This window comes from Niallia sp. MER 6, from assembly GCF_023714395.1.
Lineage (GTDB): Bacteria > Bacillota > Bacilli > Bacillales > Cytobacillaceae > Niallia.
The window spans coordinates 1-481 of record NZ_JAMAUK010000113.1; the positions used below are offsets into that span (position 1 = coordinate 1).

Below are 481 nucleotides of genomic sequence, written 5' to 3' on the forward strand. Positions count from 1 at the left end.
ATCTCCAGCAGACCACGACCCTGCTGGATCCGGCGAAAGCCTATGCCAAAGGCGCCGGCAATGCGGCCCCGGATATCCCGGATCCGATCGCTAAACATACCACCGATGGCGTGCTGAAGCTGAAAGTGAAAACTAATAGCACTTCCAGCGTGCTGGTAGGGCCGCTGTTCGGCTCCTCCGGCCCGGGTCCGGTAACCGTCGGCAACACCGCGGCGCCGGTAGCCGCGCCAGCCTCCGCCGCGGCGCCGGCCGCCAAAAGCGAACCGATGCTCAGCGATACCGAAACCTACTTCAACAATGGTATTAAGCAGGCGGTGAAACAAGGTGACATCGACAAAGCCCTGAAATTGATGAACGAAGCTGAGCGCCTCGGCTCGAAATCCGCTCGTTCCACCTTTGTCAGCAGTGTAAAAGGCAAGGGGTAATCGTCTCCCCACAATGCTGATGTTTAGGCACAGCCTTTAGGTGCATCCTCCGGGAT

1 protein-coding gene is annotated in these 481 nt (G+C 58.8%); it reads left to right on the forward strand.

What is annotated here, in order from left to right; all coding sequences use genetic code 11:
• A partial coding sequence (locus tag M3600_RS28560; RefSeq protein ID WP_251648581.1) for a MalM family protein occupies window positions 1-425 on the forward strand: 425 nt, incomplete at its 5' end.
• Between the last annotated feature and the right edge of the window lie 56 nt (window positions 426-481).